The organism is Laceyella putida, assembly GCF_042665195.1.
GTDB lineage: Bacteria > Bacillota > Bacilli > Thermoactinomycetales > Thermoactinomycetaceae > Laceyella > Laceyella putida.
In genome coordinates, this window is record NZ_JBHTBW010000062.1 from 67998 (window position 1) to 88965 (window position 20968).

Below are 20968 nucleotides of genomic sequence, written 5' to 3' on the forward strand. Positions count from 1 at the left end.
CTCCTATCCACAAAATCCGCTTTAGCTTCTCAATAATTATACCATTTTTTAGAGAAACCAAAAGATGGGTTTGTTCCGTTCAGAAAGGTGTCGTTTTGCCCGAAATAAATAAAAACACATTATGTGCGAATTTGTTCAATTTGTGTTAAAATAAAAAACGATAAGAAGAATGGGCACTTACCACACTTCATAATTTAATTATGACTATGTTTAATCTTGCACTAAAACGTGAATATATTTATAGTCACTTGAAGTTCGTGGGAGGAAATTTGTGTAAATGCGAACAAGCGTTATCGCTTGAATCAAGTCACCTTTTTTGCTCTTTACAGAATGATGCTTCATTCACTTCTGGGGTTTTTATGAAACTTTTAAATGTTTTCTAAAGAAGTGCCCTTCATATAGAAATTTAGAAGAGGAGCGATAGTGTATGACGGTTGCAAAAGGCTTAGAAGGTGTTGTTGCTTGTACTTCCGCGATCAGTTCCATTGTGGATGGTGTTCTCACTTATCGGGGTTATAATATTGATGATTTGGCGGATCACGCTTCGTTTGAAGAAGTGGCTTATCTGTTGTGGTATGGCCATTTGCCAAACCAAACGGAATTGGAAGGCCTGAAAAGCGAACTGGATAGAAACGCATCGATTCCAGATGAATTGCATCAATTGTTGAAAATCAATGCGAACCGTATTCATCCAATGTCCATTCTAAGAACGGCGGTATCTGCTTTGGCATTATATGATGAAGAAGCTGAAAACAACAGCCAAGAGGCAAATCAACGTAAAGCTATTAAATTAACAGCAAAAATTCCCACAATTGTAACCGCTTTTTCGCGCATCAGACAGGGGCTGGAGCCAGTGGCACCGAAAGCGGGCCTCGGTTTCGCGGCCAATTTCCTCTACATGTTAAAAGGGGAAGAACCTACCGATGTGGCGGCAAAGGCGTTTGACAAAGCCCTTGTTCTGCATGCGGACCACGAACTGAATGCATCCACATTTGCCGCCCGCGTGACGACGGGTACCCTGGCGGACATTTATTCGGCGATCACAACCGCCATCGGGACATTAAAAGGGCCGTTGCATGGCGGAGCCAATGAACAAGTGATGGCGACGTTGGAATCAATCGGGACCATGGATAAGATCGAACCGATCATTCAAAGCAAATTGGACAATAAAGAAAAAATCATGGGCTTTGGTCACCGTGTATATAAAGATGGCGATCCACGAGCCAAACACCTGCGTGAAATGTCCCGTCAATTGGCTGAACAAACGGGGAATAAACTATGGTATGAAATGTCGGTTGAGATTGAAAAATTGGTTGTGGATAAGAAAGGCATCAAACCGAATGTCGATTTCTATTCCGCCTCCGTCTACACTTACCTGGGTATTCCACGAGACCTGTTTACCCCCATTTTCGCGATGAGCCGGATTACGGGCTGGACCGCGCATGTGTTGGAGCAATATGCCAACAACCGTCTCATCCGCCCACGTGCGGAGTATACAGGGGCAACGCATCAAGCATATGTTCCAATCGACCAAAGAAAGTGAAATCGTATACAATAGAGCAAGGGACGAACTTGTACCCGATCCCTTGCTCCATCGAGGCATTTGATTAATATAAAGGGGTGTTATTCCATGGCGCAATTCAAAAACCTTGTACCTCCCACCCATGGTGAGAAAATCACGGTGGCGGACGGTGTGCTCAATGTACCAGATCGCCCAATCATTCCGTTTATCGAAGGGGATGGCATCGGTCCTGATATTTGGCGTGCCGCTAAACGGGTGCTCGATTCCGCAGTAGAAAAAGCATATAATGGAAAGAAAGAGATCGCCTGGTTTGAAGTGTTTGCCGGAGAGAAAGCGTACAACCAATTTGGCGAATGGTTGCCGGAGGATACGCTTGAGGCGGTGCGTGAGTATCTTGTGGCGATTAAGGGGCCGCTCACCACCCCTGTTGGCGGCGGAATCCGCTCGTTAAACGTGGCATTGCGCCAAGAATTGGACTTGTATGTCTGCTTGCGCCCAGTCCGTTACTTTGAGGGAGTTCCTTCTCCAGTGAAACGGCCACAAGATGTGGATATGGTCATCTTCCGTGAAAATTCCGAAGATATCTATGCTGGCATCGAGTGGGAAGCGGGCACAGAAGAAGTAAAAAAAGTGGTTCGTTTCTTGCAAGAAGAAATGGGTGTGAAAAAAATTCGTTTTCCTGAAACTTCCGGTATCGGCATCAAGCCCGTTTCGAGCGAAGGGACAGAGCGTCTCGTAAAAGCGGCGATTGAGTATGCGATTCGCCACAAGCGCAGCAGTGTGACCTTGGTACATAAAGGAAACATCATGAAGTTTACGGAAGGCGCGTTTAAAAATTGGGGTTATGAAGTGGCTGAACGCGATTATAAAGACCAAGTATTCACCTGGGCTGAATATGATCGGATTAAAGCGGAACGGGGAACGGAAGCCGCCAATGAAGCGCAAGCGGCTGCGGAAGCGGCAGGCAAAATCATCGTCAAAGATGTGATCGCGGATGCATTCTTGCAACAAATCCTGACCCGTCCGGCTGAATATGATGTGATCGCCACCTTAAACCTCAACGGTGACTATGTGTCTGATGCGCTTGCGGCACAAGTGGGCGGCATCGGAATTGCACCAGGGGCCAATATCAACTATGTATCAGGACATGCGATCTTTGAAGCGACCCATGGAACCGCCCCCAAATATGCAGGCTTAGACAAAGTGAATCCAGGTTCTGTGATCCTCTCCGGCGTGCTCATGCTGGAACATCTTGGCTGGCAAGAAGCGGCTGACTTGATTTATCAAGCGATGAGCAAAACGATTACGGACAAAACGGTCACCTATGATTTCGCTCGCTTGATGGAGGGAGCAACCGAGGTGAAATGCTCCGAGTTTGCTGATCATTTAATCAAGAATATGGGATAAAAACAGGAGGCTGTCGTTATGGCTATTCGTCGCAGAAAAATTTCTGTTATCGGTGCTGGATTTACCGGAAGCACAACCGCATTGATGTTGGCGCAAAAAGAACTGGGTGACGTCGTATTGGTGGACATCCCGCAAGCGGAAGAGCCGACCAAAGGGAAAGCGTTGGATATGCTGGAAGCAAGCCCTGTGCAAGGTTTTGATGCCAATATCATCGGTACCAGCAACTATGAAGACACGAAGGATTCGGATGTGGTGATTATCACCGCCGGCCTTCCTCGCAAACCGGGAATGAGCCGTGATGATCTGGTAAATACCAACGCGAAAATCGTTCGTTCCGTAACCGAGCAAGTCGTGAAGTATTCTCCTGAATGTATCATCGTGGTCTTGTCCAACCCGGTTGACGCGATGGCGTATGAGGCATACCGCACTTCCGGTTTCCCGAAAAACCGCGTGATCGGACAATCCGGCGTATTGGATACGGCGCGTTTCCGTACGTTTGTGGCGCAAGAGTTGAACGTGTCCGTAGAGGATGTGACCGGCTTTGTGTTGGGTGGACATGGAGATGACATGGTGCCGCTCATCCGTTACTCTTATGCCGGAGGCATCCCGCTGGCCAAATTGATTCCACAGGAGCGCCTGGACGCGATCGTAGAGCGTACGCGTAAAGGCGGCGGCGAGATCGTCAATCTCTTGAAAACGGGCAGCGCCTATTATGCACCGGCTGCTTCCCTGGTGCAAATGGCGGAAGCCATCTTGAAGGACAAGAAGCGGATTTTGCCAGCTGTCGCTTACTTGGAAGGGGAATATGGCTATTCCGACCTCTACCTTGGCGTACCAACCATTCTGGGTGGAAACGGTTTGGAAAAAGTGATTGAATTGGATTTGACCGCAGAAGAGAAAGCGGCTCTGGACCGGTCGGCCAATTCTGTACGAAACGTGATGAATGTATTAAAATAGAAGCAACAACGAATATGCCCGGGTGCGGTTCCCGGGCATATTTAACAATCATATATGAAAGATTGGGAAAATACAGCAAAATGAAAGCGTATACAATACATGAAGGGGGCGGCTGGCTTGAGCTTAAAGGGATTGGAACCCAAGGGTAAAACGTATGAATCACTCTCATTGGGAGAGCGGATTGAGGAAACCAAAACAGTTCAATGGCGAGATGTCTTTTTATACCTGGGGTTGGCAGATGACCATAACCCATTGTTTTCACAAGGAGCCTATGCGGAACGAACCGAATTTGAGCGGGTGATCGTGCCCCCCAATGTGCTCGTTAATTGGCTTTCTGCCCTCGTGTCGATGAAGTTGCCTGGTCCGGGGAGTCTGGTGAAGGGGATGCGTTTTCATTTTCCCGATCCCTTGTTTATTGAGGAAGAAGTCGTATTAAGTTTGGAAATCTGTCGCAAACTAGATCATGAAAAGAAAATTACGCTTTTGGCCAAAGGGATGAGTGGGGCCAAAGTGGTGGCGGAAGGGGAGCTGGAGGTGCGCCCGCCACGGCCGCTTAAACCGTTGTTTAAGGACGCGTATGATAATTTCTAGAAGGCATTTCCACAGCATGGGGTGAAAGAAGAGAAATGGCCGTTTTTCTCTTCCGTCACACTCATGCTATTTTTATGGGGCGGTTTTATCTTTACGGATTCTTAACTTTGTTGTGTTATGATTTTTTTTGTGAATAGAAGTTGAATTTTTTAGCAAGCATAATCGAAAGCGAGGGCATGAGATGGCCAGAAAAATCTTGGTTGTGGATGATGAAGCTTCCATTGTGAAGTTGGTGCAATTCAACCTGGAAAAAGAAGGTTTTCAAGTGGATGTAGCTTATGATGGCCAAATGGCTTTAGATATGATGAAAAATGAGTTTCCCGATCTGTTGGTTTTGGATCTGATGCTTCCCAAGGTGGATGGCCTCGAAGTGTGCCGCCGTTTGCGGCAGGAGAAGAAGCATATTCCGATTCTGATGTTGACGGCGAAAACAGATGAATTTGACAAAGTGTTGGGTTTGGAGCTCGGCGCCGATGATTATATGACCAAGCCATTCAGTCCGCGCGAATTAACGGCCAGGGTCAAAGCGATTTTTCGTCGAATCGACGCCCTCAAGGGAACGGGCCATGAAGAAGAAAAAGACGCATTGATGCGAATCGGCGAATTGGTGATCGATCCGGAAGGCTATGTGATTACAAGAAATGGCGAAGAGATCGATCTGACACCGAAAGAGTTTGAACTGCTTCTCTATATGGCCAATCATCGTGGCAAAGTGTTGTCGCGGGATCAGCTGTTGAATGCGGTATGGAATTATGATTACATCGGCGATTCCCGCATCGTTGATGTCCATGTGAGCCACCTGCGGGATAAAATTGAAACAGATTCGCGCAATCCAATCTATATCAAAACCGTTCGCGGGATCGGCTATAAGTTTGAAGGGCCCAAGCGGGGATGAGATCGTTACGTGCCCGCATCACCTGGTCGTTTCTTCTATTGATCGGATGTTCTGTCTTGGGAACGGGCATTTTTGTTGCCTTATTGCTCCGCTCTTCTTATATCGATTCGCTGACCACCCGGTTGGAGACAGAAGGGAAGATGTTGGCGGAAACGATCGCGTGGACAGATGAGACTCCTAAACAGGGAGATTTTCAACATGTGGCCGAAATCTACGGGAAAGCGTTGGATGCGCACATTACCATATTTGATATGCGGGGGCGTGTATTGGGAGACTCCACAGGAAACCGCACATTGAATTTCAAGGAGTTTCCCGAGGTGGAAAATGCACTGCAAATGAAGAAAAACGATCCGACCGTGATACGAAACAACTATCTGCACGCGGCTCTCCCTGTTGAACGTGAGGGGAAAGTGGTTGGCGCGATCCGCATTTCGCTCGGGATTCAAGAAGTGAACCAATCGCTTGAGAAAGTGTGGGTTTCACTCGCATTGGGGTTGCTGATCGCATACGGTTTGGCTGGCTTCTTCAGCTCTCGCATCGCCAGCAGCGTTACGCGGCCTTTGGAAGAAATCGCCCAAGTAGCCATTGATATTACACAGAAAAAATTCCATCGCCGCGTGCAACAGACGGGAAAAGATGAAGTGGCCCATCTGGGCCAAGCCATTAACCGCATGGCCCATAGCCTGCAGAAGCAGATGGAGACGATTCGCAAGAGCGAACGCCGTTTGAACAGCATTATCGAATCGCTCGAATCCGGGTTAATCATGATTGACGCGACAGGAAAAGTGAGTTTGGCCAACCGCTCCTTTGAACGGCTATTCGGCATTCCAGTCCAAGACATCATTGGGCGTTCTTATAATAAATTGACTTATCCTTACGATTTAACTGAGATGATTACCGAATGCGCTGAATCGGGGGAACGGATGCGCAACGAGATTCAACTCTATTTTCCTGAAGAACGCATGTTGGAAGCCAATTTGGCTCCCATGTGGGTCGAGAAAAACGGCGTGGGTGTGGTTGTTGTCCTCCATGATATGACCGCCATTCGCCGTTTGGAACAGTTGCGGAAAGATTTTGTGGCCAATGTGTCGCACGAGTTGAAAACGCCGATCACCTCCATCCGCGGCTTTTCGGAAACGTTGCTTGACGGGGCCATGAGTGATCCGGACACTTGCCGTGAGTTTTTGCAGATCATCAATGAAGAAAGCTTGCGGTTGCAACGATTGATTGGGGAACTCTTGGACCTGTCCAAAATCGAATCCAAGCAAATCCATTTGAAGATGGAACCGATCCGGATCGAGCAGCTGATACAATCGGTGATGAAAACGATGGAAGAACGCTTCCGCGCCAAAGAGCAACAATGGCACATCAAGATTGACGAGTCGTTTGAAGTGGAAGTGGATCATGACCGCTTTAGGCAAATTTTATTGAATTTGCTATCCAATGCCAGCAATTACACGCCGCCCGGCGGTCACATCACCATCGAAGCGGACCGCCAGGCCGAGGAGTGGACATGCAAAGTGACCGATACGGGAATCGGCATTCCCAAAGAAGACCTTCCGCGTGTATTTGAACGGTTTTATCGCGTCGATAAGGCGCGGGCACGCGATTCCGGCGGAACGGGGTTGGGCTTGGCGATTGTGAAACACCTGGTGGAGGCGCATCAAGGGGAGATTGAGGTAGCCAGCCAAATCGGGCGAGGCACCACATTCACTCTTACCTTCCCATTCGCAAAAAAAGACAGGAACCCTTAGTGGTCCTGTCTTTTCCTGTTATTGCCTTTCGGTCATCAAACCTTGGGGAAAGCGAAAAGGGAAACAACCAACAGCTACCCCAAGATCTTAAGGAAGGGCAAACTATGGAATATGGGTTTGATTTGGTTTTTGAAATGGGTAATTGACTGAGATGTTCAGTTTTCGTGATAAAAGCAGCCTTTACTCTGAGCTTATTTCTGAATGGCAGGGGGGATACTCTGAGGGAAGTGAAATACATTTCCAGGGTCATATTCGGCTTTTACTCTGCGCAATCTGGAATAGTTTGCTCCATAGTAAACTGGCCCGGAATTTTTAATCCCCTGGTCTGGAACGTTTATATAGGACCCAACGATAAAAGGCTGGAGCTTCCGGCGTGTATTGCGAGCAAGGGCGATATTTTTAGCGGCTTCGGATTGCTTTATCCATGAACTATTCCACTCAACGTAAAATTTTGCTTTACGCCAGAAGAACGCCGTTGCTTTGGGTGATATACGGCTTACAGCTCCGCCCCAGTTGAGGAAAAAGAATCCTGCGGCTTCCCCCTTCGCTTTCTCTAAAAATTCGCGCATAGCCTTAATCGCCTTATCTGGGAATGGGCGCCTTGCGAAACCGGAAGAGAACTGGTTGCTGAACCTTTGAGTAAGGACTGGATCGGGAGGTAATAAAAAGTTCACTGCTTCCGGGTAAGGTAACCACCGGATTATTTTCGTCGTGGGAGTTCCGACGCTCACAACGGGCTTTAATAGGCGAACGGCCTCCGATTTTGGTCCGAGGAACAGCCCTTCCATAGTGACAAGTCCTCCGTTTTTCGGGCCGATTTCTAAGTGGGTGCCCAGTCTCGGATCGATGGAAGGAGCCCATTGCTGCCATACTTTGAATACCTTTTCGAATTGATTCCATGGCCAGATGATGCGAAATACTGTAGCCATGGCTGGTGCGCGATGCACTTTGAATTTGTATCTGGTGTATACCCCAAAGTTACCACCGCCACCCCCGCGGGAAGCCCACAGGAGATTAGCGTTATGATTTTTGTCGGCACGAATAACTCTTCCCTTCGCGTCAACCATTTCAAGTCCGATCAGGTTATCGCTGAGGAGACCGATTGACCGCTGGAGCGGCCCGATTCCCCCACCAAGTGTGATGCCACCGATCCCGACAGAAGGGCTGTCACCAAAGGGAGCCATAAATCCTTGTCGTGCAAGTGTCTTCACAATTCTTCCCACTGTATTGCCCGTCTCAACAATCGCAGTTCCATTTTTTTTATTTAACCTAATTTTTTTCATATTACTTACATCGATTACAATGCCCCCGTTGACCTGAGAAAGATTTGTTTCTAACGCATGCCTTCCACTTCTGGCACGAATAGGGACATTATTCGCACGGGCCCATTTTATGGCGTTTGCTACATCTTGCGTCCTTTGGGCAAACACAAACACTTTGGGGAATCTATTAGTATGGGGATCCCAATTCTTGCGTGCACTTTCATAACCCGGATCTCCTCTAAAGATAACCCGCCCGGTTAGCTGCGTTTTTGATTTCACCAATTCCAACTCCCTTTGAGTAAATTATTACACATTATCATACGTAGAACATCAGTACATGGAATGGACCAATATAGCGTACTGAGAATCTTTTTTCAAAACGTCTGGTTCGGTAAAATGTTGGCCATCGCGGAAACACTCGGGGCGTCGTATAGATTTATTCAATGTTAAAAGGGCGCCGGTTTATGTAAGAGGGTATCACATTGAATTTGAAGTTAATGGAGAAAAGGTATTTAAAATCCAGAATGGAGAACCCCTTTCAGTGATAGCCCATCAATCAGTAGAAAAAATGGATCCTATTATATTAGAGCTTGGAAAAAATTTCGTTTAACTCTCCCCGACGCGAAAAGGTTTTTCGCATTCTTTATTCAGAAGGCTGACAAATTTGCTAGTAGGATACACAGAAAAGTTCAATTAGCGTGGTTTTTCACTTCGACACTCCATATGAGCATATGTTTGATGTTATGGAGGAACAAAAAATAGTGGTCGAGAAAAGCATGATGTGAGAAGAATGAAACCTAGCCCGAGAAAGACGTCATTTTGACGACTTTTTTATGTCTAACATGCCAATTTTTGAAAACACGAAAGCGAAAATCAGTGGCCAATTGAATGGTCTTTTGGATGTATCGCAGATACCGGTTGTAGTCGAAGTCATTGAAAAACGTCCTCATTTACAAAACATTAACATCGAATTTATTGTTCAATAAAAATAAAAGCTTATAGTACAAGTGTCGCAAGGAAATCATCTGTTTTTTTTAGGGGGAAAACGCTTATGTTGAAGAAGGGGCTTATTCTCGGAAGTGTTTTTACACTTGCTTTCGGTGCTCTCGTCGGTTGCGGGGGTCAAGGCAATAAAGCAACCGGCAATGGCGGAGAGAAAGAATTGACGGGCACGATTAAAATCGATGGTTCATCCACCGTCTTCCCAATCTCTCAAGCAGTGGCGGAAGAGTTTATGAAAGCAAACCCTGGTGTGAAAGTGACCGTTGGTGAATCGGGTACCGGCGGTGGCTTCAAAAAATGGGCCAGCGGCGAAATCGATGTTGCCGATGCTTCCCGCCCAATCAAAGATGAAGAAAAAGAAGCTGCAAAACCAAACGGAATTGAGCCGATCGAAATTCCCGTTGCGTCTGACGGAATTGCAGTGGTTGTGAATAAAGAAAACACGTTCGTTGACAAGTTGACGGTTGACGAGTTGAAAAAGATCTGGGAACCCAACTCCAAAGTGAAAACCTGGAAAGATGTTCGTGACAGCTTCCCGGCGGAACCGATCAAATTGTACGGACCGGGTACCGCTTCCGGCACGTTTGACTACTTCACCAAAGAAATTGTGGGTGAAGAAGGGAAAAGCCGCACCGACTACACCCAATCCGAAGATGACAACGTATTGGTGAAAGGTGTGGAAGGGGATAAAGGCGGCTTGGGTTACTTCGGTTACGCGTATTATGTGGAAAACAAAGACAAGTTGAAAATCGTTCCGATCGATGCGGGCAAAGGAGCGGTTGAGCCAAGCGAAAAAACGATTAACGATGGCACTTACGCACCGCTGTCCCGTCCGATTTTCATCTACCCAAGCAACAAATCTATGCAGAAGCCCGAAGTGAAAGAGTTCGTGAAGTTCTATCTGGAAACGGCAAAAGATCTTGTTAAAGAAGTTGGCTATGTCCCGCTGCCGGATGCGAAGTATCAAGAAGGTCTGGGTAAAGTGAAATAATCCGGAATACCGCACGCCATGGAAGTTGGGGCCTCTTTCCCACAACGGGGAAGGGGTACCCGTTTTTCTTGTGTTTTTACGATAGAAAGGGGAGGTATCATGTCCCAGTTGGCGGAAAGAAAAAATTTTTTTCGCAAGGAAAAGACTTGGAAAACGAAAATGGAATCCCTGATACCGGGGTTTTTGCTTGTTTGTGGCTTGATTTCGGTGCTTACCACCGTGGGGATCGTGTTCACACTCATTAAAGAAACGGCCTCTTTTTTTGCAGAAGTACCGTTTGTCGAATTTATTACGGGTACAAAGTGGACTGCATTGTTCAGTGAAGATCAACGTGAATTTGGAATCTTGCCTCTCTTGGTGGGCTCCCTGCAAATCACCCTCGGGGCGGCGATTGTGGCCTTGCCCCTCGGGATTGGGAGTGCGATTTATTTAAGTGAATATGCGCCTGACCGCATCCGCCGAATCATCAAACCCATTTTGGAGGTGCTGGCGGGGATTCCAACGATTGTGTACGGATACTTTGGCATCACGTTTGTCACGCCATTATTGCGCAACCTCTTTCCCGGCATGGATTTTTTCAATGCGTTAAGCGCCAGCTTGGTCGTTGGCTTCATGATTCTGCCGATGATTGCCAGTCTCAGTGAAGATGCGATGCGGGCGGTGCCGCGCAATATTCGCGAAGCGGCATACGGCTTGGGTTCCACCCGTTTGGAAGTCTCTTTGAAAGTGGTGTTGCCCGCGGCGTTATCCGGAATCGTGGCTTCTTTCGTATTGGCCTTGTCCCGGGCGGTTGGTGAAACGATGGCTGTTACGATTGTCGCGGGTTCCACGCCGAACTTGTCGTTCAGTTACTTTGAATCAATCCAAACAATGACCGCGTTCATGGTTCAGGCGGCAACGGGGGATATCTCTTACCATAGCTTGTCCTATTATTCCATTTATGCGGTGGGAGCCACTTTATTTGTCATTACGTTGATCATGAATTTGTTGGCGCTGTATATCTCGCGCCGCTATAAGGAGGAATATTGATGGCGGCTGAAGAGATGATGTCAAAACACAAAATGGCCGTTAACGATGAGCGGGCATACGCTTCGGAGCAAAAGATCGCTTCCCGGGTCAAATCGCGCCGCGCCCAAAACAGATTGGCACATTGGGGCTTCTTCCTGGCGACGCTGGTGGGTGTCTTTGTTCTGGCTGTGCTTCTGTTTGATATCTTTCAAAGAGGCTGGTCTTATCTGACCGCCGATTTCATGAACAATTTTGCGTCCCGTTTCCCTTCCCGCGCGGGGATTAAAGGGGCCCTGTGGGGTTCCGTCTGGTTGATCGGCATTACGGCCCCGCTTACGTTCATCATTGGTGTGGGGGCCGCAATTTACTTGGAGGAGTATGCCAAAAAAGGGTGGCTGAGCACCTTGATCCAAGTCAATATCAGCAACCTGGCAGGGGTTCCCTCCATTGTGTTCGGGATGCTTGGACTGACCATCTTTGTGCGGGTGCTTGCTTTAAAGAAAAGTGTCTTGGCGGGTGGATTAACCCTCACCTTGCTGGTGTTGCCTGTCGTGATTGTGGCGGCGCGTGAAGCGATTTCCAGTGTGCCCAATTCGCTCAGGCAAGCGTCACTCGCAATGGGCGCCACCCGTTGGCAAACGATTCAAAATGTGGTGCTTCCTTACGCCATGCCCGGGATTTTGACAGGGACGATCCTGGCGTTGTCCCGTGCGATCGGGGAAACGGCACCGCTCATCATGGTGGGGGCCGCTACGTTCCTGGCCTTTACACCGTCTACCGTGTTTGATGAGTTCTCGGCGTTGCCGATTCAGATCTTTAACTGGGTGTCCCAGCCCAAAGCGGAATTTTCCAATTTGGCGGCCGCCGGCATCATCGTGTTGCTGGCCATCCTGCTGACGATGAACGGAATCGCGATTTATCTGCGCAATAAATTTCAGCGGTAAACCGTTAGAAGGAGAGATACTGGTGAATCCAATAGCGATTTCAGTAAAAAAACTGGATTTGTATTATGGGGAAAAGCAAGCGTTGAAAAACATTGACATGAATATCGAAGAGCGGACCGTCACCGCCTTGATCGGACCTTCGGGATGCGGGAAATCCACCTTTTTGCGCACGATCAACCGCATGAACGATTTGATTCCCAACGTACGGATCGAAGGGGAAATCTTGATCAACGAAACCGATATCTATTCTGATGATGTGGATGTTGAAATGTTGCGCAAACGGGTCGGCATGGTTTTCCAATCCCCCAATCCTTTTCCCAAAAGCATTTATGACAACGTCGCATACGGTCCGCGGATTCATGGGCTGAGCAATAAAAAGAAACTGGATGAGATCGTTGAACGCAGCTTGCGCGGGGCGGCCCTGTGGGATGAGGTGAAGGATCGCCTCAAAGATCGGGCCACCGGCTTATCTGGGGGTCAGCAACAACGCCTGTGCATTGCGCGCGCGCTGGCAGTTGAACCGGATATTCTCTTGATGGACGAGCCCACATCCGCTCTTGACCCCATCTCCACACTGAAAATCGAGGAACTCGTGCAAGAGTTGAAGAAAAACTACACGATTGTCATCGTGACCCACAACATGCAGCAAGCGGCGCGCATCTCTGACAAAACCGCCTTTTTCTTAAATGGTGATCTCATTGAGTACAATGATACTGACAAGCTTTTCTCAAACCCGGATCATCAACAGACTGAAGATTACATTACAGGCCGTTTCGGTTAATGAGCGGTTTAAGGAGGAGTTTGAATGCGTCCATTTGATCAGTCGTTGCAAGAAGTGAAACGTTTGTTGTTAAAGATGGGTGAGAGATTGGAAATCGCGATCGACAAAGCGGTTCGTTCGCTGGCTACTCAGAATGACGTGTTGGCCCAGCAAGTGGTATTGGAAGACAAAGAGATGGATCGGCTGGAAACCGTGATTGACGACACGGTCGCCAAACTGATTGCGACACAGCAACCGGTGGCCAAAGATCTGCGCCTCTTAATCGCCGCGATCAAAATCGCATCTGACATGGAGCGGATGGCCGATTTGGCAGTCAACATCGCCCAAGTCACCATTCAGATGAAAGAGGACAAGCTCACGCTGTTTAAGGAACTGATCGATATCCCGAAAATGGCGCAAGTCACCCAAAAAATGGTGAATGATGGAATTAACAGTTATATTGATGGCAATGTTGAATTGGCAAAGCAACTGGCTAAGACGGATGATCAAGTAGACAAGATGTATTTTGACCTCCTTAAGGAGCTAAGCGCGTATATGCAAGGGAACCAACATGTGGAAGTGGCCATGAAACTAAGCTTTGTGGCCCGCTATCTGGAGCGGATCGCCGACCATGCGACCAATATCGCGGAGAGTATTGTGTATATCGAGACAGGAAATCATGTGGACTTAAATTAAATGAGCCCCCCTTCAGCATAAGCTGGTCAAATAGATCAAACAGCCCGCCCAACAACTCAGGCGGGCTGTTTTATTTTGTGTAAAAAACAAAAATGATTCCGTTTATATAGGGATAATACGGCTTAACATCGTTTACAAATCGTAATAATTACGATATATTAGGTCTGGTAAAAGAAAGAGGGGGCGACGAGCATGCAATCGAAAATTCCAGTGACTGTGTTGAGCGGATACCTTGGTTCAGGCAAAACGACGATATTAAACCATGTCCTGAACAATCGCCAAGGCTTAAAAGTGGCCGTGATTGTGAATGATATGAGCGAAATCAATATTGATGCCAACTTGATCGGCAAAGAGGCGAATCTGTCCCGCACTGAAGAGAGGTTGGTTGAGCTGTCCAACGGATGCATCTGTTGCACGTTAAGAGAGGATTTGTTAAAGGAAGTGGAACGACTGGCCAAAGAAAATCGCTATGACTATATCTTGATTGAATCAACCGGGATCAGCGAGCCGATTCCGGTCGCGCAAACTTTTACCTATTCGGATGAGGAGAATGGCATCGATCTTCCGTCCTTGTGCCGATTGGATACCATGGTCACGGTAGTGGATGCCCATCGGTTTTGGCATGATTTCTCGTCTGGGGAGAGTTTGCTTGACCGCAAGCAAGCGCTGGGGGAAGAAGACACCCGGGATGTGGTCAGCTTGCTGATTGATCAGATTGAGTTTTGCGATGTGTTGATATTAAACAAATGCGACATGATTTCAGCGGAAGAGGCCGATCGGCTAGAGGCCGTGTTGCGCAAATTGCAACCGAAGGCCAAGTTCATTCGCGCTGCCCACGGCCAAGTGGATCCCAAGGAGATCTTGCATACAGAACGCTTTGATTTTGAAGAGGCAAGCCAATCGGCTGGATGGATCAAAGAGTTGCAAACGGAACACACTCCGGAAACGGATGAGTATGGCATAACCTCGTTTGTTTACCGCCGCCGACGCCCCTTTCACCCTGAGCGGCTAAACGACTGGCTGTACCAATGGCCGGAAGAAGTGGTGCGCGCCAAAGGGATGTTGTGGCTGGCCACCCGAAATGAGTTGGCGGTTCAATTTAGCCAAGCGGGGCCATCGATCCAAATGGGCGCGGAAGGATATTGGATTGCCGCGATGCCGGAAGAAGAGCAACGGGAAGTGTTGGCTGAGTATCCGGAGATTCAAGCGACGTGGGACGAGTTATACGGTGACCGGATGACAGAGCTTGTCATAATTGGCATCGACCTGAATCGTAGCGAGATTGAGGCGCAGTTGGACGCGTTATTGTTGACGGATGAAGAGATGGAGCTGGATTGGAGCCGGTTTCCTGATCCGCTGCCGCAAGAGCATATTGTAGAACAAGAGATGGCGTAATCATGAACGACGCCCAGCAGCAATGTGTTAGCTGCTGGGCGTCGTTCATTAGAGCATTTGTTCGGTTTTTGTTACCGAAAAACTGGAAGCAGAAAATTTGCTCGTGTTACAATAGGAAGGTACGAAAAAAATGAATCGACCCAGCGAAATCCAGGAAAAAAGGTGTGAAAACATTCGTGAGCAAGTTGATATTAGTGGATGGCAATAGTATTGCTTATCGTGCGTTTTATGCTCTTCCGTTATTGACCAATTCAAGTGGCGTCTATACCAATGCGGTGTACGGTTTTGCGATGATGCTGATGAAAATCATCGAGGAAGAAAAACCAACCCACATGCTGGTGGCCTTTGATGCCGGGAAAACGACGTTTCGCCATGAAAGCTATCAGGAATATAAAGGGACCCGCCAGAAAACCCCAGGTGAGTTGGCGGAGCAACTTCCACTCGTGCAAGAGCTGCTGCACGCGTTTCAAGTGCCTACGTATGAGTTGGCCAATTATGAAGCGGACGACATTATCGGAACCTTGGCGAAGGAATGTGGCCCCCAGGGCGTTGAAACTTTGATCGTCAGCGGGGATAAAGATTTGTTGCAATTGGTGGATGAACATGTAGAGCTCCTTTTGACCCGAAAAGGGGTAACGGAGACGGAACGTTATGATGTCCAGGCGATCCGGGATAAGTACGGGTTATCCCCGTTGCAGATCATTGATCTCAAAGGGTTAATGGGAGACTCATCCGACAATATCCCGGGCATTCCCGGTGTGGGTGAGAAGACGGCCTTAAAACTATTGGCCCAATACCCGTCCGTCGAGGAAGTGATCGCCCATGTGGATGAGTTGCCCGGCAAGAAGCTGCAGGAAAAAGTGCGTGAACATCAAGAGCAGGCACTGCTCAGCAAAAAGCTGGCCACGATTTATACCAAAGTGCCGCTCGAGTTCGGTTTGGAGGCTTTACAATTGCCCGAACGGGATCCGGAGCGGATCGCCGAATTTTTCAAGAAGATGGAGTTTAAAACGTTATTGTCCCGCATTGGAAAACAAGACCAAGCCGCAGGGAAAACAGGGCAAACGGCAACGAGCGATGTAACTGTCCGGGAAGTGACCTCCGTGTCGGAGTTGGTTGAAGCGCAGGAGATCTTTGACCAAGACACTCTCGCCTTGTTTGTCGAAGCGACAGAAGACAACCCGCATCGCGCAGAGGTGATCGGTTTATCCGTTTCCGACGGAGAGACGCAGCTATACCTGCCCTATTCGCTGGTGGAGGAAAGTGAATTCGTGCGTGACTGGCTCATGGATCCAAAGCGCCACAAGCTGGTGTATGATTTGAAAAAGACACAGATTGTGTTGGCGAACAAAGGGATAGAGGTAGCAGGGCTTTCGTTTGACGTTTTGTTGGCGGCGTATTTGCTTGATCCGTCTGAATCGCAGATGGAATTGAGTGATATCATAGCCCGTTACGGGAAAGAGCCGATTCCCTCGGACGACGAAGTGTATGGAAAGGGTGCGAAACGTAAAGTGCCCACAGGGGAAGCACTCGCCCGTCATCTCGCCGCCAAATCGAAGGCGATTTATCAAGTGGCGCCGACGCTCAAGCAAGAATTGACGGATACAGACCTAGATGAATTGATGTTTGGGTTGGAGATGCCGCTCTCCAGTGTGTTGGCCGATATGGAGCGGCAAGGCGTCCACATCGATAAGGATCGGTTGGAAGAACTCGGCGTGGAGCTGAAGCACAGCTTGGATCGGTTGGAACAGGAGATATATGAGCTGGCGGGCACCACGTTTAACATCAATTCGCACAAACAATTGGGTGAAATCCTGTTTGACAAGCTGGGGCTGCCTGTATTGAAGAAGACGAAGACGGGTTATTCGACAAGCGCGGATGTACTGGAAAAGCTGGCGCCCCAACACGAAATTGTTGAGAAGATTTTACACTACCGCCAAGTCGGAAAGTTGTATTCTACTTATATTGAGGGTTTGAAAAAAGAAATTGGCCCTGACGGCAAGATCCATACCCGGTTTAACCAAACGGTCACCGCGACAGGTCGCTTGAGTTCGACTGAGCCAAACCTGCAGAATATCCCGATTCGGATGGAGGAAGGCCGACGGATTCGCCAAGTGTTCATCCCGTCTGAGCCCGGCTGGCACATCCTGGCCGCTGATTATTCGCAGATTGAGTTGCGTGTGCTTGCCCATATCGCCGAAGATGAGCAACTCCAAAAGGCATTTAAAGAAGACAAAGATATTCATACTCAAACGGCAATGGATGTATTTGGTGTGGCTGAAGATGAGGTCACTTCCCTGATGCGCCGCCAAGCGAAGGCGGTCAATTTCGGGATCGTTTATGGAATCAGCGGTTTCGGATTGGCGAGGGGCTTGGACATCGCCCAAAAAGAAGCCCGTGAATTCATCGATCGCTATTTCGAAACCTATCCGGGCGTAAAGCGATACATGGATTCCATTGTGGAGCAGGCGCGTCGGGATGGTTACGTCGCCACTTTATCGGGCCGGCGCCGATACTTGCCAAGCATCAACGCGAAAAACTTTGGTGAGCGCAGTTTTGCGGAGCGCACCGCGATGAATACGCCAATCCAAGGAACGGCGGCGGATATTATCAAACTGGCGATGGTGAAGTTGGCGCGGGCGATGAAAGAACGGAATTTGGCGAGCCGGATGTTGCTGCAAGTGCATGACGAATTGATCTTTGAAGTTCCTGAAGCCGAGCTGGAGGAAATGAAAGACTTGGTCGTTGCGGTGATGGAAGATGCGTTGCCGTTATCCGTGCCGCTCAAAGTCGATGTGAATGTTGGGGAAACTTGGTATGAAGCGAAATGATCCACTAGAGGGGTCCTTCATGAGCCGAGCCGCCATTTCGGAAAGCAAGTGGCGGTTTTGAGCTTATGTCTGTATATGGGGGAGGGAGACTCAGTGCCTGAATTGCCTGAGGTAGAAACTGTACGAAAAACATTAAAGCGCTTGGTAGTGGGAAAAACGATTGCCGATGTGACGGTGAAGCTGCCGCGCATCATTCAACATCCGGATGATGTGGAGCTGTTTCGCCAACAGCTGATCGGTTGTACCATTACGGACGTGCAACGGCGGGGAAAATTTTTAAAAATCATCTGTCCTCCATGGGTGCTCGTTTCCCATCTGCGCATGGAAGGAAAGTATCGGTTGGCAGAAGAAACCGACCCGCTGGAGAAGCATACGCATGTGATATTTCAGTTTACGGATGGCACGCAGTTGCGTTATCACGATGTGCGCCAGTTTGGCACGATGCATTTGTTTACCCTTGGGGAAGAGGAACAGCGGAAACCGCTTAATAAGTTGGGACCGGAACCGTTATCTGACTCATTTACGCTGGAGTGGTTCCAAACGACGTTAGCCCAGCGAAAAGCCAAAGTGAAAGTGGTTTTGTTAAATCAGGAATATCTCGTTGGCTTAGGCAATATTTATGTGGACGAGTCCCTTTTTGGAGCGGGGATTCATCCGGAACGCACCGCGGCTTCCTTGACGGAGGAAGAAGTGGAGCGATTGTATCACAGCATTAAGAAAACCTTGACAGAAGCTGTTGAGTTGGGCGGTTCCTCGGTGCGATCCTATCTCAATGGGGAAGGGGAGATGGGGATGTTCCAGCTCAAGATCCAAGTATATGGACGGAAAGGTGAACCGTGCGGGCGGTGCGGCAGTCCGATTGAGCGGATTGTCGTGGGTGGACGAGGCACCCATATCTGTCGGGTATGTCAAAGGTAACCCCATTCTGGGCCTCTTTCATAAGATAGGTGGTATCAGCCTATCAAAGAAGAGGTGACTCACCATGTGGCACGGGTTATCGGTGATTTGGTTAGCGTTGGCGGTAAGTGTAGACGGCTTCGGCGCTGGAACGACATTTGGCATGAGAAAGGTGCGCATTCCCTTTTTCTCCATCATGATTATCGCCAGTTGTTCCGGGGCTGTCATTTATATGGCAATGCTTTTGGGGAAAGGGATTGCCCGTCTCTTCTCTCCTGCGCTCATGCATGAGTTTGGAGCCATTCTCTTTATGGCGCTAGGCGTGATTGCGTTGGTGCAAGCGTTTCGTCCACAGAGGGATACCGGTACGAGGGTGGTTGCCCAGCAATCAGATTCGGCGCAACCCACCATTTGGACCTTTCATCTGGAAAAGTGGGGGCTGGTTGTGCAAATTTTAAAAACCCCCATGGCCGCAGACATGGATGCGTCCGGCACAATTTCGGGTTATGAAGCCGTCTTGTTGGGTGCGGCCCTTTCATTGGACGCTTTCGCCGCCGGTTTGGGGGCTGCGTTTATGGGCATGTCTCCCCTGGTGGTGGCATTGGTCATTTCGTTGATGAGTGCGGCTTGTTTGCGGTTGGGAATGTGGTTTGGCTTTATGAACGCGGAGCGGGCCCAATTTCGCTGGATGGGATATGTGCCGGGAATCTTTTTTATCGTGTTGGGTTTGCTACGGTTTTTTTAGAGGAGCGATGCAGATGATTTTCGGATTAACCGGTGGGATCGCGACAGGAAAAAGCACAGTGGCTCAAATGTTGAGAGAGCGGGGAGCGGTCATCATTGATGCGGATCAAGTGGCACGGGAAGTGGTCGAACCGGGAACTGAAGGGTTGGCGCGGGTCGTTGCCACCTTTGGAAATGAAGTGTTGGATGAGGCGGGTAGATTAAACCGCCCGGCGCTGGGGAGCATCATTTTTCATGATGAAGGGGCAAGGCGCAAGCTGAACCAACTCCTTCATCCGCTCATCATGGGCAAAATGAGGCAAGATGCGGAGAAGGCGCGGCAAGCGGATCCGCGAGCTGTCATCATATGGGATGTGCCGCTGTTGATCGAAGAGAAGATGACGCCGTTGGTGGATGAAGTCATCTTGGTCTACGTGCCGGAATCGATTCAGTTGGCGAGGCTGATGGACCGAAATCAGTTGAGCGAACAGGAAGCGAAGGCACGCATTGCGTCCCAGCTCGGGATCGAGGAGAAAAAACAGTGGGCTGATTATGTGATCGACAATAGCGGCACGCTGGAAGAGACAGAGAAGCAGGTTGAGTGCTTATGGAACGATCTGTCCTTAAAAAATGGGTGAGACCGGGCCTGGATGCGTTGCCGAGCCCCAAAGCGAGCTGGATCGGATTTTTGTTCCTTCTCTGGATGTTGTGGATCATGGTCACGCCGTGGCTCGACCGCCTCATTTATCCCTTAAAGTATGAACACTTGATTTTAAACAGTGCGGAAGCCACCGGAGCGGATCCGTTTTTGGTCATGGCCATTATCCGGGCCGAGTCCCAGTTTCAGCCGGAAGAGGAGTCCGCGGTGGGCGCGCAAGGATTGATGCAACTGATGCCGGAGACCTTGGATTGGATGATTCAGCGCGGCGGATTTTCGCCAGCGCTCAGGGAGTATATCCGCGACCCGGCAATCAATATTCATATGGGTTCTTGGTACATCTCTTACTTGACCAAACGGTATAACGGAAATAAAGTGGCCGTGATGGCCGCCTATAATTGTGGGCACAATCGGGTCACGCGGTGGCTGAACCAAGGGGTCTGGGATGGAACACGGCAGGGCGCGGCGCGGATACCCATCAAAGAGACACGGGAGTATGTGTACCGGGTCAGTTTTTATTATCAGAAATACAAAGAATGTTACCAGCATTTACTGAGAGATGATCAACACTTTTTGGAAGATCAGCAATTGTAAAAAACAATAAATGCTGAATAATCAGCGCAATTAGAGTAACCTGTTCCGGCATTGGAGCGGGTTTTTTGTTTTTGTATTGAA

18 protein-coding genes are annotated in these 20968 nt (G+C 48.8%); 17 read left to right on the forward strand and 1 reads right to left on the reverse strand.

Annotated features, from left to right (window positions below):
* The first annotated feature begins 427 nt into the window (after positions 1-427).
* From citZ to pnpS, 6 genes are all read left to right on the forward strand, one after another.
* Entirely contained in the window at positions 428-1543 is a 1116-nt protein-coding gene (gene citZ, locus ACFQNG_RS17385; protein ID WP_379867008.1) for a citrate synthase, read from the forward strand.
* 87 nt (positions 1544-1630) lie between these two features.
* Positions 1631-2929 (forward strand): NADP-dependent isocitrate dehydrogenase, encoded by a 1299-nt coding sequence (gene icd / locus ACFQNG_RS17390; protein WP_379867010.1) that lies wholly within the window; start codon positions 1631-1633, stop codon positions 2927-2929.
* Between the two features lie 18 nt (positions 2930-2947).
* Positions 2948-3886 carry a malate dehydrogenase gene (gene mdh, locus ACFQNG_RS17395; protein WP_379867012.1) on the forward strand — a complete coding sequence of 313 codons (939 nt, stop codon included), beginning with the start codon at positions 2948-2950 and terminating at the stop codon, positions 3884-3886.
* A gap of 117 nt (positions 3887-4003) precedes the next feature.
* The gene (locus ACFQNG_RS17400) at positions 4004-4477 is read left to right on the forward strand and encodes a hotdog family protein (protein ID WP_379867014.1); all 474 of its coding nucleotides are present in this window, start codon (positions 4004-4006) and stop codon (positions 4475-4477) included.
* A 181-nt stretch (positions 4478-4658) separates the two neighbouring features.
* Positions 4659-5372, forward strand: a complete 714-nt coding sequence (locus tag ACFQNG_RS17405; protein ID WP_379867015.1) for a response regulator — start codon at positions 4659-4661, stop codon at positions 5370-5372.
* A complete protein-coding gene (gene pnpS / locus ACFQNG_RS17410) occupies positions 5369-7126 on the forward strand; it encodes a two-component system histidine kinase PnpS (protein ID WP_379867018.1) in 1758 nt (585 codons plus the stop codon). Before ACFQNG_RS17405 ends, pnpS begins: the two co-directional genes overlap by 4 nt.
* Positions 7127-7317: 191 nt before the next feature.
* Here the strand turns inward: pnpS and ACFQNG_RS17415 are convergent, their stop codons facing one another.
* On the reverse strand, positions 7318-8667 hold the full coding sequence (locus ACFQNG_RS17415) for an FAD-binding oxidoreductase (protein WP_379867020.1): 1350 nt from the start codon (positions 8665-8667) through the stop codon (positions 7318-7320).
* A gap of 772 nt (positions 8668-9439) precedes the next feature.
* On the opposite strand from ACFQNG_RS17415, the gene ACFQNG_RS17420 reads away from it, so the two are divergent.
* From ACFQNG_RS17420 to ACFQNG_RS17470, 11 genes are all read left to right on the forward strand, one after another.
* Positions 9440-10381: a PstS family phosphate ABC transporter substrate-binding protein gene (locus ACFQNG_RS17420; RefSeq protein WP_379867022.1), complete on the forward strand. Its 942-nt coding sequence runs from the start codon at positions 9440-9442 to the stop codon at positions 10379-10381.
* 99 nt (positions 10382-10480) lie between these two features.
* On the forward strand, positions 10481-11410 hold the full coding sequence (gene pstC, locus ACFQNG_RS17425) for a phosphate ABC transporter permease subunit PstC (RefSeq protein WP_379867024.1): 930 nt from the start codon (positions 10481-10483) through the stop codon (positions 11408-11410).
* 17 nt (positions 11411-11427) lie between these two features.
* Positions 11428-12333 (forward strand): phosphate ABC transporter permease PstA, encoded by a 906-nt coding sequence (gene pstA / locus ACFQNG_RS17430; protein WP_379867122.1) that lies wholly within the window; start codon positions 11428-11430, stop codon positions 12331-12333.
* A 19-nt stretch (positions 12334-12352) separates the two neighbouring features.
* Entirely contained in the window at positions 12353-13114 is a 762-nt protein-coding gene (gene pstB, locus ACFQNG_RS17435; protein WP_379867124.1) for a phosphate ABC transporter ATP-binding protein PstB, read from the forward strand.
* A gap of 24 nt (positions 13115-13138) precedes the next feature.
* Positions 13139-13789 carry a phosphate signaling complex protein PhoU gene (gene phoU, locus ACFQNG_RS17440; RefSeq protein ID WP_379867025.1) on the forward strand — a complete coding sequence of 217 codons (651 nt, stop codon included), beginning with the start codon at positions 13139-13141 and terminating at the stop codon, positions 13787-13789.
* A gap of 192 nt (positions 13790-13981) precedes the next feature.
* The gene (locus ACFQNG_RS17445) at positions 13982-15184 is read left to right on the forward strand and encodes a GTP-binding protein (RefSeq protein ID WP_379867026.1); all 1203 of its coding nucleotides are present in this window, start codon (positions 13982-13984) and stop codon (positions 15182-15184) included.
* A gap of 176 nt (positions 15185-15360) precedes the next feature.
* Entirely contained in the window at positions 15361-18015 is a 2655-nt protein-coding gene (gene polA, locus ACFQNG_RS17450) for a DNA polymerase I (protein WP_379867027.1), read from the forward strand.
* Between the two features lie 93 nt (positions 18016-18108).
* A complete protein-coding gene (gene mutM, locus ACFQNG_RS17455; RefSeq protein ID WP_379867028.1) occupies positions 18109-18933 on the forward strand; it encodes a DNA-formamidopyrimidine glycosylase in 825 nt (274 codons plus the stop codon).
* Positions 18934-18997: 64 nt separating this feature from the next.
* Positions 18998-19657 (forward strand): sporulation membrane protein YtaF, encoded by a 660-nt coding sequence (gene ytaF / locus ACFQNG_RS17460; RefSeq protein ID WP_379867029.1) that lies wholly within the window; start codon positions 18998-19000, stop codon positions 19655-19657.
* Between the two features lie 13 nt (positions 19658-19670).
* Positions 19671-20273: a dephospho-CoA kinase gene (gene coaE / locus ACFQNG_RS17465; protein WP_379867030.1), complete on the forward strand. Its 603-nt coding sequence runs from the start codon at positions 19671-19673 to the stop codon at positions 20271-20273.
* Positions 20243-20887, forward strand: a complete 645-nt coding sequence (locus ACFQNG_RS17470) for a lytic transglycosylase domain-containing protein (protein WP_379867031.1) — start codon at positions 20243-20245, stop codon at positions 20885-20887. The genes coaE and ACFQNG_RS17470 overlap by 31 nt, the downstream gene beginning before the upstream one ends.
* The last annotated feature ends 81 nt before the right edge of the window (positions 20888-20968 follow it).